Here is a 5,492-nt window from a genome sequence, read left to right as displayed (position 1 = left end):
GGATAGAAGGCAAATCCAAGTGGTTGGTAGGCTCATCAAGCATCAAGAGAGACGGCTTATCTAATAAGAGCTTTGCAAGCATCACTCGCATTCTCCAACCTCCTGAAAAAGTCTTCAGTGGCCGAGTAAGGTCTTCCGTTTTAAATCCAATACCTTCTAGTATCTCCTCAGCTTTGGCTTGTAAGCTATAGCCTTCCATTATTTCATATTGCTCCTGCGCTTTGGTAAGCTTATCCACCAAATCATCAGAATAATCTTCTTCCATCTTTTTCAAAATGGCTTCAATCTTTTCCTGCAATTTCAGAGCTTCTTTAAATGCTTGCATAGCTACATGCAGGATACTGTCATCCGACTGAAAAGAAAGTAAATCCTGATTAAGGAAACCAATGGTACAGTCTTTACTCATCTGAACCTCACCTTTATCAGGCGTAATATCCCCATTGATGATTTTCAGTAAAGTGGACTTACCCTGACCATTAAGACCTATCAAACCAATCTTATCTTTTGGTTTGATATGTAAAGAAGCATTATCGAATAAGGCTCTATCGCCTATGTAGTAATCTAAATTATTAATAGAAAGCATAATGCAAAATTAAGTGGGATTTTGACAGGATAAAATCCTTTTGGTGAATAGTTGAAAATAAATCAATAAAATCTCAAATAGTAATTACTAAAGCATTCCTTACATTAATTATTCAGAAATTATCTTCCAATCAAACCCTATAAAGAAATTCCTCCCCATCAAACTCCCATAATTGTAAGCAGTATCAAAATATTCTCCAAAACCTAAAGGAACTGTCTTGTCTTGAGTTCCACTTAATGGTGAAAATTCTTGTACATTATCAAATACATTTCTAACACCGGCAAAAACTTCAATTCTCTTATATTCTTTTCTAATTTTAAGATTATGCATCATAAAGGAAGGAGATATATCAGATCTGGTACCTACGATTTCGCCCATCTCATTTACATCAAACACCTCAGGCATTGCGGTTGGACCATTCCAATTGAAATTATAATTCAACTTTATCCCTAAAGGAAAACTATATTCCACAGATCCAACTGCCGACCAATCTCTAGAATAGATAATTGGTTTTTCTTCTAAAATTCCATCGTCATTGCTTTCTGCTTGTCTGGCATTTTGCCATTGAGCACCCAAATTCAAATAAAAATCAGCCCCCACTTGATGATTCAGGTTTGCACTTAAGCCTCTGGTATAGGCATAGGCTTCTGAATTGGCATAAATAATAAAGCCAGGAGTATCATAATCAGGAATAATTTTATTGGTGAAATAGGTATAGAACCCATCTAACTCAAAACTTCCTTGCTGATTACCAAAAGTATAGACATGCTGAAAACCTAAACCTACATTAAAAGATCTTTCTGGGTCTAAATCTTCTTTAATCAATAATTCTCTTTGACCAGATACAAAAGCATGATCTTCCGTAAATAGATTTACGATTCTAAATCCAGTACCGCTATTAAAACGAAAATTTGTCCATTCACTTAACTGATACTGAATATTTAAGCGTGGGGAAAAAATTAATCCATGTCGATTATAATAATCTAATCGAGCTCCTGAAAGAGCTTTCCAAGCTTCACTTATTTTCCATTCATCTTGCACAAAAATTCCGGGTATAATTTGCAAATCAGCTTGATTGCTTGTTCCATTTTCCGTGGCAGCAGAATTATCATCATAATAACTGAGGCGTTGACTAACCCCTGATAATAGGTTATGATCTCCCCATTGATTTTCATAAATGAAATTTGCAAAAGCCTGATATTGTTCCGCTTCATAAAAAGTATCCCCATAATAACTGTCTTGCCAATGTTGGCTAGCTGAAAACTGTAATCTGAAAGGTGAATCTCCAAAATTTTTATTTCCGAAAATTTCCCACCTGTGAGTGTAAATACTTTCACCATACACTTCATCACTACCTCGCAGTTGCTTATAGTTTCTATCTTTTACATATTCCAACACTCCATTTCTTCTGTCTTCATAATAGTATTTGCCACCAATAGATAGTTGCTTTTTCTCATTTTCAGAAAAATTAAAAACTGAAAAACGGTCTCTTAAAACAACATCTGAAAATAGATCTCCATTATCATCTACAAATTGATTGGCTACATCCCAATGGAAGCCAGAAAAGTGTTTCCAATCCTTTTCACCATGTTGGCTAATTAAATTTCCTTTCCACTCTCCAAATTGAGAAATACTGGAATTTAGATTTAATGTTCTGTTCTCTGCATGAGGCGTAATGATATTAATAACACCTGCCATAGCCTCGGAGCCATAAAGAGTGGAACCGGGACCGCGCACCACCTCTATTTTCTCCATCATATCAGTAGGAATGCTGTTAAGCCCATATACCGTAGCCAAATTACCATATATCGGAATTCCGTTAATTAAAAGGGAGGTATAAGCACCTTCCAAACCATTTATGCTGATCTCATTAGTATAGCAAACACCACAGGCTACATTTTCCTGAATTCCATTGACCATAGAAATATTTTCCATTAAATTTCCTGATCCCTGGGAAAAGTCATTAAGGAAATCCGCTTTGAAGACCTCTACTTTTACAGGAGAGTTTCTCAAACTCCTTGCTTGCATTTGCCCACTTACAACCACTTCATTGAGCCCTAGTTTGTCAGGAATAAGATTAATTTCTTGAAATTGACTTAAATCTATTTTATCAAGTTCAATTTTCTTCTTTTGATAACCTACATGCGATATCCAAATTTCTTTCGATGCAGTTTTAATTTTTAAAAATATTTGCCCGTTTCCATCAGCTGTGGTTCCATAAGCTAATTCATTGTCATAAGCAGTTGCAAAAGGCAATGGATCACCCTTCTCATCTTTTACAATGGCTTTTAATTCCTGCGCTTCAACTGAATAAACACCTGATAAAAAAGAAGCAATAAATAGAAATATCAATATCGATATTCTCATAATTTTATTTTTAGATTAATCTAAATTTATTTTAATACAAATATATTAATTATAATTAGATTACTAAATTATATTAAAAAGGTTTACCGAAAACACAATTATTCTGAATAATCAATTTTTATTATCTTGCACTTCTTAAAATTCGACTAATGAGATATATACTATTTTTGATTTTAATTAGCTGTTCTTATTACACTCAAGCTCAAGAAGACAGCATTCAAATTAATACCGATCGACCTGGCTTTTCAGAATATCCTAAAACCATCCCTAAAGGATATTTTCAAATAGAGGCCGGCTTTTCCTTTGAAAGCGAGACTATAAACCCAAATGACAAACTGCAACTGATCAATTGGAACAACACTTTAGTGAAATACGGTCTAACAAAAGGCTGGGAATTACGATTGAGTCAAAGCTATCAAAGCGAAAGATTATTAGAGTCAGGCACAAGTCCTCAGTTTATATGGCAGAGTTTTTCAGGCCCCGTTGTAGTTGGGACAAAAATTGATTTATTAAAAGAATCAGGTTTAGTTCCTCAAACAGCTATAGTGGCAGAATATGGATTTAATACCTTTAGCCAGGAAAGGTTTCAAAGAAATAGTTTTTATAGAATTCAATTGACTTCCAAATATCAATTAAATCCAGAATGGTATTTAATGGGGAATATTGGTTATAGCGAACAGTTCAATTATTTTGGTCGATTAAGATATACAATTAATACTGGATATAGTTTAAATGAAAAACTATCGGTTTATGCTGAAATCTATGGTTTTAGATCTGAATTTACGACGCCTTTAAATTACTTCGATGGAGGCTTAATATATTTAATTAACCCAAAATTCCAGTTGGATGTTCACGCGGGTTTTGACATTGCTCAACAAGCCAATATCATAGAAAATTATCAACAAAGCTTTATTGCAATGGGGCTGGCCTATTTATTCAAAATAGAAAAATGAGTTTAAAGGCTTTCTTTCATAAAGGAAATAAATTCGAAGCGGGTTGCGATGAAGTTGGCCGAGGTTGTTTGGCTGGTCCAGTTGTGGCATCAGCCGTAATTTTACCTCAAAATTTCACTCATCCTTATCTTACAGATTCAAAACAATTAAGCTCAAAAAAAAGGGCTGAGTTGGTAGATGTTATTAAAGAAGAAAGCATTGCATGGGCTATAGCTGAATGCAGCCCAGAGGAAATTGACCAAGTGAATATTTTAAAAGCCTCGTTTTGGGCAATGCACAAGGCTTTGGATCAATTAAAACAAAAACCAGATTTTTTACTGATTGATGGAAACCGGTTTACTCCTTATTCTGAAATTTCACATGAATGTATCATAAAAGGGGATAGTAAATTCTTTAGCATAGCTGCGGCCTCCATCTTGGCAAAAGAATATCGGGACAATTTAATGAGGAATCTGGCTGAGCTTCATCCTCACTATGGCTGGGAAAGAAATGTTGGTTATCCTACTAAGCAGCATAGAGCAGGAATTCAAAAATTTGGGATAACGGAACACCATAGAAAATCATTTCAGTTATTGCCTAGGCAATTGGAAATATTTGAGAACTAAATAATTAAAATTAATTTAGTTATTGCTTGTTTTAATCAAAAAAAAAAATAGAATTGCATCAAACTAAATTCTATTTATTATGAAATCATTATTATTAAAAGTGCTCTTTGTCGGTTTAACTTTGGTTTTCAATGTTCAATTGGTAAAATCTGAGTGTAAGATAGAAGCTGTTGGCCCTCTTCCTGAAATGGATTGTAAGACAATTTGGTGTCAAACAACCTACTCATATTCGGGATGTGGATCAGGAAATGGGACTGTTTGCAACGATGAAAAGAGTTGTCCAAAAGAAAAACAGACAATCGGTTAAATACAGCATTCATAAAAGAAGGAGATTATAGTTGATCTCCTTTTATTATTAAAAAATGAACAAAATGAGACTACTTCTAATTCCTGTCATATTAATTTCAATTTCTTGCACAAATAATAAAAAAGAACAAAATGAAAAAATTAAACCTAAGATTGAATCTGTAATTATAAACACCGACACCTTGGGAATTCCTTCGTATCCAGTTTTTTCTCATTATCTAAAATATACAGATTTGCATTTTATTGGGTATAATGATCTTCTCCATAGTTTAGATATATATAATTTAACAGAAGAAAAATTTATTGATAGAATCATTTTAGATTCAGATGGGCCAAAATCAGTTGGTCCGATAAATGGTTTATATTATCATAATAAGGACTCTATTTTCACCTTTTCCAGAGGAAAAATCTCTTTATTTGATGAAGGATATACAAGCTTTCATTATTTCGACCTATTTCAAATCATTCAAGAACAAAACTTAGATTTTGAACCAATCATAAATCAGCATTTCAGACTCATTTATGATCCTATTTCAAAAACTATCCCGCTACAAAATATTTTTTATGGTAATAAGAAAAGCTATGCTCCCAATAAAAATCTCATTAGCAAGCTTAATATAAAAGAGAACCGAATTGAAGAAATTCCATTTACTCATACTGAACAATATGAATATGTTG

Annotated in this window: 6 protein-coding genes; 4 read left to right on the top strand and 2 right to left on the bottom strand. The window is 33.5% G+C overall.

The genetic code is table 11. The features are described 5' to 3' along the window. The coding region (locus tag Q0L29_RS11230; protein ID WP_296621691.1) for an ATP-binding cassette domain-containing protein at positions 1-583 on the bottom strand (583 nt) is incomplete at its 3' end. Positions 584-691: 108 nt separating this feature from the next. Continuing rightward, the gene (locus tag Q0L29_RS11225) at positions 692-2,950 is read right to left on the bottom strand and encodes a TonB-dependent receptor (RefSeq protein WP_296621690.1); all 2,259 of its coding nucleotides are present in this window, start codon (positions 2,948-2,950) and stop codon (positions 692-694) included. A gap of 149 nt (positions 2,951-3,099) precedes the next feature. Here Q0L29_RS11225 and Q0L29_RS11220 point away from each other — a divergent pair, with 149 nt between their 5' ends. From Q0L29_RS11220 to Q0L29_RS11205, 4 genes are all read left to right on the top strand, one after another. Then, a complete protein-coding gene (locus Q0L29_RS11220) occupies positions 3,100-3,903 on the top strand; it encodes a transporter (RefSeq protein WP_296621688.1) in 804 nt (267 codons plus the stop codon). Next, the gene (locus Q0L29_RS11215; RefSeq protein WP_296621687.1) at positions 3,900-4,508 is read left to right on the top strand and encodes a ribonuclease HII; all 609 of its coding nucleotides are present in this window, start codon (positions 3,900-3,902) and stop codon (positions 4,506-4,508) included. Before Q0L29_RS11220 ends, Q0L29_RS11215 begins: the two co-directional genes overlap by 4 nt. Before the next feature lie 79 nt (positions 4,509-4,587). Continuing rightward, entirely contained in the window at positions 4,588-4,815 is a 228-nt protein-coding gene (locus tag Q0L29_RS11210) for a hypothetical protein (RefSeq protein ID WP_296621686.1), read from the top strand. Positions 4,816-4,879: 64 nt separating this feature from the next. Further along, a partial coding sequence (locus Q0L29_RS11205) for a DUF4221 family protein (protein WP_296621685.1) occupies positions 4,880-5,492 on the top strand: 613 nt, incomplete at its 3' end.

The organism is Marivirga sp. (genome assembly GCF_024636815.1).
Lineage (GTDB): Bacteria > Bacteroidota > Bacteroidia > Cytophagales > Cyclobacteriaceae > Marivirga.
Note: the sequence above shows the minus strand (reverse complement) of the source record. Positions and strands in the feature narration are given on the sequence as shown.